Origin of the sequence: Pseudanabaena cinerea FACHB-1277 (assembly GCF_014696345.1) — a bacterium.
Taxonomy (GTDB): Bacteria; Cyanobacteriota; Cyanobacteriia; order Pseudanabaenales; family Pseudanabaenaceae; genus Pseudanabaena; species Pseudanabaena cinerea.
Genome location: NZ_JACJPY010000153.1, coordinates 1 through 4,686 on the forward strand (window position 1 = coordinate 1; position 4,686 = coordinate 4,686).

Annotated in this window: 4 protein-coding genes and 3 pseudogenes; 6 read left to right on the forward strand and 1 reads right to left on the reverse strand. The window is 45.4% G+C overall.

Features of this window, described 5'->3' with window-relative positions:
* The first annotated feature begins 25 nt into the window (after positions 1-25).
* The 6 genes and pseudogenes from H6F44_RS22170 to H6F44_RS22195 all read left to right on the forward strand — a co-directional run.
* Positions 26-1,000 (forward strand): FHA domain-containing protein, encoded by a 975-nt coding sequence (locus H6F44_RS22170; protein WP_190353261.1) that lies wholly within the window; start codon positions 26-28, stop codon positions 998-1,000.
* 135 nt (positions 1,001-1,135) lie between these two features.
* Positions 1,136-1,354, forward strand: coding sequence for an NAD(P)H-quinone oxidoreductase subunit L (ndhL, locus tag H6F44_RS22175; RefSeq protein WP_190353257.1), 219 nt, complete (start codon positions 1,136-1,138; stop codon positions 1,352-1,354).
* A 2-nt stretch (positions 1,355-1,356) separates the two neighbouring features.
* A complete protein-coding gene (locus H6F44_RS22180; RefSeq protein WP_190353258.1) occupies positions 1,357-1,689 on the forward strand; it encodes a DUF3007 family protein in 333 nt (110 codons plus the stop codon).
* Positions 1,686-3,389 carry a hypothetical protein gene (locus H6F44_RS22185; RefSeq protein WP_190353259.1) on the forward strand — a complete coding sequence of 568 codons (1,704 nt, stop codon included), beginning with the start codon at positions 1,686-1,688 and terminating at the stop codon, positions 3,387-3,389. The genes H6F44_RS22180 and H6F44_RS22185 overlap by 4 nt, the downstream gene beginning before the upstream one ends.
* Positions 3,390-3,570: 181 nt before the next feature.
* A pseudogene (locus tag H6F44_RS22190) lies at positions 3,571-3,960 on the forward strand (N-6 DNA methylase); the annotation flags it as partial.
* 127 nt (positions 3,961-4,087) lie between these two features.
* Positions 4,088-4,516 (forward strand): annotated as a pseudogene (locus H6F44_RS22195) (Fic/DOC family protein); the annotation flags it as partial.
* A 43-nt stretch (positions 4,517-4,559) separates the two neighbouring features.
* Here H6F44_RS22195 and H6F44_RS24195 read toward each other — a convergent pair.
* Positions 4,560-4,686, reverse strand: a pseudogene (locus H6F44_RS24195) (RNA-guided endonuclease TnpB family protein); the annotation flags it as partial.

Genomic DNA, 4,686 nt, shown 5'->3' on the forward strand with positions numbered 1-4,686 from the left:
CGCCTTTGGGGACGAGACACCGCACATCGTACTGCATGGAGCCGAAGGTACGACACAGATCCCCCTTGTGTCTGGTTCGTCTTGGAAGTTAGGACGTGGCTCAGAAAATGATATTCCACTTTCTGACAAGTGCGCTTCGCGTAACCATGCCATGTTTCAGATTGTCGGTGATAATAATTATTTTTTGATTGACCTTGGTAGTCGTAACGGCTCCTTTGTAAATGGGCGGCGGGTAATGATTCCTGTGAGCTTAAAGAATGGCGATCGCATCATTCTTGGGGAAACAGAAATTGATTTTTACTGTCCTGAAACGACAACTGCCTCTGAAGTGAGGGAACTGTCCCCCTCGGATGATACCAATGCGATCGCCACAGCCATGTTGCATCGGCGACAGTTGATCACAGTTTTAGTAATCGATATTCGTGATTTCACCAAGCTAACCCAACAGATGGACGAGCATTTACTATCGGAGGCGATCGGTACATGGTTTCGGCGGGCGGGGGAGATTATCGATCGCTATGGCAGTTGGGTTGATAAATATATCGGTGATGCGGTGATGACCGTTTGGATTCACCACACCGAGAAAGCCTCAGATACTGTCACCACCCAAGAAATGCTCAAGGTTTATCGCGCTTTGTTCGAGCTTTATAAAATGAGTAATCAGCTAAATCAAGAGTTTGATCTGCCATTTCCTCTGCGGGTGGGGGCAGGGATCAATACGGGCTATGCGATGGTGGGGCAGATGGGAACTAGCGATCATCCCGATTACACGGCACTGGGGGATACGGTGAATGCGGCTTTTCGGTTGGAGTCTTCCACAAAGCAGTTGGGTTTGGATGTGGCGATCGGGTCGGCAACCTATACCCATACGCCCTATGCCGCAGTTTTGCTGCCCCTAAAGCAATATTCGGTGAATCTCAAGGGCTATAGCAGTCCCACGATTACCTATGCGGGGAAATTTGAGCAGTTGGGTGAATATATCCTTAAGTTAGGTGAATAACGCCGTGATTGCGCTACTTATGCGCCTAGCCCAAAAAACTGGTGGCGACAGCTATAGTTAGCGATCGCTGTTACAATTATTTTGTGAAAAGCAACCTAAATCCACTATAAATCCACTATTAAGTTAGTTACGCATATGTCTTTGCTCTTATCTGCCCCAGTTGTTTATGCCGCGATCGCAGGTACATATTTACTAGTGATCCCCCTATTGGTGATGTTTTATTTCAAAGCCCGTTGGTACAAAACAGGCTCATGGGAAAGGGTATTTATTTGTTTTTTGGCATTCTTTTTCTTCCCCGGACTCTTGCTGATCGCGCCATTTTTTAACTTCCGCCCTACCGCAAGGCAGGTTTAACTATGCGCCGTATTGATGCGATCGCGATCGTATTTGCTTTTTTTGTATTTGGTGGCATTGCGTTTTGGTTATTTCGCATTTCTGGGCTAGATGCCACCAATGCAGGGGTTTGGAGTCAAGTGGTGCTAGTGGGGGTATTGCTTGCTTGGGTTTCCACCTATATATTTAGGGCGATTACTCAAACCATGACCTACAACCAGCAACTAGAAGACTACCAGAAAGCGTTTTTAACCAAGCAGTTAGAAGCAATGTCTCCCGAAGAAAGGGAAAAGCTGTTAGCTGAGGTTGAAGCTGAGAAGAATTTAGCTCAATCGCCGACCGACCCAAAAACATGAACCAGCGATCGCCTTATTACTCCCTTCTCCATCCTAAGCCCTTAGCAAGGCGGGTGAGTTCCTTTGGTTTCCCCAGAGATTTAGGCGATCGCTTTCAGGTTTTACACAAGTGGCTGAGGTTTGCGAGTGATGGCAAGCCCTCAAACCTAATTACCGAAGCGCAATTTTTGCATGATATTTTTGTCGATATTTTGGGCTATCGCTCACCCTTTGAAACTACTATTGGCGCATGGGAGTTAGAGTTACATCCTAAGCCTGTCCTTGGTTTTTTTGCAGAAGATTTAGTTAATGTAATTGTCGAGATTTCGATCAATACGGCGGAACAGGGGGCAATTATTAAGCCAGAGCCAGAGCATGAAACGACGGAATGGCTGGTGGTGTTAGACTATCGCGAAATTTGTTTGTATCATCGCCATGTTTCGAGCTTGTTTTGCCAGCGCTTTGCTTGGGAATCCTTGGCAGATTTAGAACAATTGAAGGCTTTCTATTTTTTATTATCGCGGCGGACGCTGTTAAAGGGCATCGCCAATAGTGACGAGCGATCGCGCACCACGCAATTACTAGAGGAGTCCCATCAATTAGAATCGGAGATTCTCAAAAATTTTTATAGTCATTATTCTAAAATTCGCGGTCAGTTAATTAAAGATTTTCGCTATCGGTTACAGGCGCTCTCGCAGTCAGCGCCCAGCGAAGATGCTATGCCCGAAGCACAGCTTCCATCGATGGATACAAGTCAGGCGATCGAAATCGCCATTTATCAAGCGCAAAAGTTATTAAATCGCATTCTCTTTGTTGCCTATTGCGAAGACCGCCAGCTATTGCCAGAGCATCTCATCAAGGATGCCTATGAGTTTGTTAACCCCTATCTCGAACAACCTATTTGGGAAAACTATAAAGCCATATTTCGATGGGTGCATCAGGGGAATAAGCGTTACAGAATCCCCATAGAGGCTTATCCTTTAAGCATTTTTGCAAGCGATCGCCTGCTCGATCAAGCTCTATTTGTCGGTGATGAGCTATGCCGCCAAATCAAAGAAATTACCCGTTTTGATTTTGAGCAAGACATTACCCGCCATATGCTCACAGGGCTTCTCGATGAATCGCTTAAGGAATTGGCACAATATCGTAAAGACCTGAGCTATCTCAGCAAGCGCCGCAGCCCCAAGTTACCTTGCAAAAATATTCTCCAAAGCGAATCGGTAATCAAGATCCTCCAACATCACCTATCCCTAACCGCCCCTCAAGTACAATCTCCTGCATCCCTTGATAATGAAAGCGATCGCGAAAGGGCTACCATCGATTATTGTTGTGAATATCAGAAGCGACTATTGAATATTAAGGTGGTGCATCCTAAATGCGGTTCGGGGGTGTTTTTGGTGACAGCCTTAGAATTTCTCATTTCTGAACATGAGCGTATCCATTATTTAATTACTAAATTCGCCCCTGATGCTAGTCAATCGGCTTTCGTATCCCTTGCTGATAGCGCCATGTATATTTTGCAGCATAATCTCTTTGGCTGTGATGTCAGCGCCGAAGCTGTGGATATGACCCGCCTTGTATTATGTTTGCGATCGCTGGAAGTGAGTAAGAGCTTGCCCAATGTAAATCAGAATATTCAATTGGGAGAACTGGCGAACTGTGATTTTGGTGAGGAATTTAAACTCGCTAGCGATCGCGGTGAGCTAGTGATTTTAAAATAAATATCACTTACGCTTAGTTATGCCGAAACCGAAAAGTCTGCTTAATTTGTTTGTTCCTAGCCGAGATTAGACAGTCAAAGATTATTGGCTGCGGTGAGCGGCGATTGCTGTCGCAGCCGGCAATCCGTTCGCGCCACACAGGCAATAGCTAAGCGATCAATTATAATAAGCTTCTGATGCCAGCCATATCGATTTATTTGGTGATGCCTATGAGTTTTTGATCTCTAACTATGCGGCGAATGCGGGTAAATCGGGCGGTGAGTTTTTTACGCCGCAGCACGTTTCTCGGTTGATTGCCCAGCTTGCAATGCACCAGCAAACTAGTGTCAATAAAATTTATGACCCAGCCTGTGGTTCGGGTTCGCTGCTCTTGCAAGCTAAAAAGCACTTTGATGCTCACCTCATTGAAGACGGTTTTTATGGGCAGGAGATCAACCACACGACCTATAACTTGGCGCGGATGAATATGTTTTTGCATAACATCAACTACGACAAGTTCAATATACAGTTGGGTAATACCCTGACTGACCCGCATTTTGCCGATGACAAGCCCTTTGATGCGATCGTTTCTAAGAGGATACGCGGGAGGTGGTGAATATTACTGCTCTGAATGCTAAGTTAAAAACCACTGTTGCGAATATAGATCGCTTGCGTGCTGAGATTGATGCGATCGTGGCGGAGATTGAGGGAGAAGCAGCATGATAATAGAAAATAAATTAAACATCACCAATCAGGTAGATCTGGCTAAGGCTGAGGAAAAAATCAGCAAACAAAAGGCAAAGCAGCTTTTTGACTCTGGCGATATTGACAAGATAGAAGTTGGCACGTTCAAAGGACTGGCTTTCATTCATGCCTATTTGTTTGGCGATATTTATGACTTTGCTGGTAAAGTCCGCGAGGTGAATATCTCTAAGGGTAATTTTCGTTTTGCGCCAGTGATGTATCTGAAAGCCTCTCTGGACTATATCGACGCAATGCCACAAGGGGACTTTGATCGGATTATTGAAAAATATGTGGAAATGAATGTGGCTCATCCTTTCCGTGAGGGCAATGGACGCGCTACCCGCATTTGGCTAGATTTGACGCTCAAGAAAGAAATCAAGCGGGTTGTAGATTGGAATCTGGTAGTTGACATCCGCCCCGCGCTGAAGCGACGGGGATTCCTAAGACTCACGACTTAGGTTTCTGCTTCATAGCACCAGCCTTAACAGATTTACTCTGTTCGGGTCTTACAGTCGCTCCACAGACATTAACCGCAAGCCCTGCGGCAAGAATATTTTTAGCAGCATTCACATCT

What these genes read in the sequence shown, in the direction of transcription:
- ndhL (WP_190353257.1), top strand. Translation starts at nt 1,136, where the DNA reads ATGTCTTTGCTCTTATCTGCCCCAGTTGTTTATGCCGCGATCGCAGGT.
- H6F44_RS22180 (WP_190353258.1), top strand. Translation starts at nt 1,357, where the DNA reads ATGCGCCGTATTGATGCGATCGCGATCGTATTTGCTTTTTTTGTATTT.
- H6F44_RS22185 (WP_190353259.1), top strand. Translation starts at nt 1,686, where the DNA reads ATGAACCAGCGATCGCCTTATTACTCCCTTCTCCATCCTAAGCCCTTA.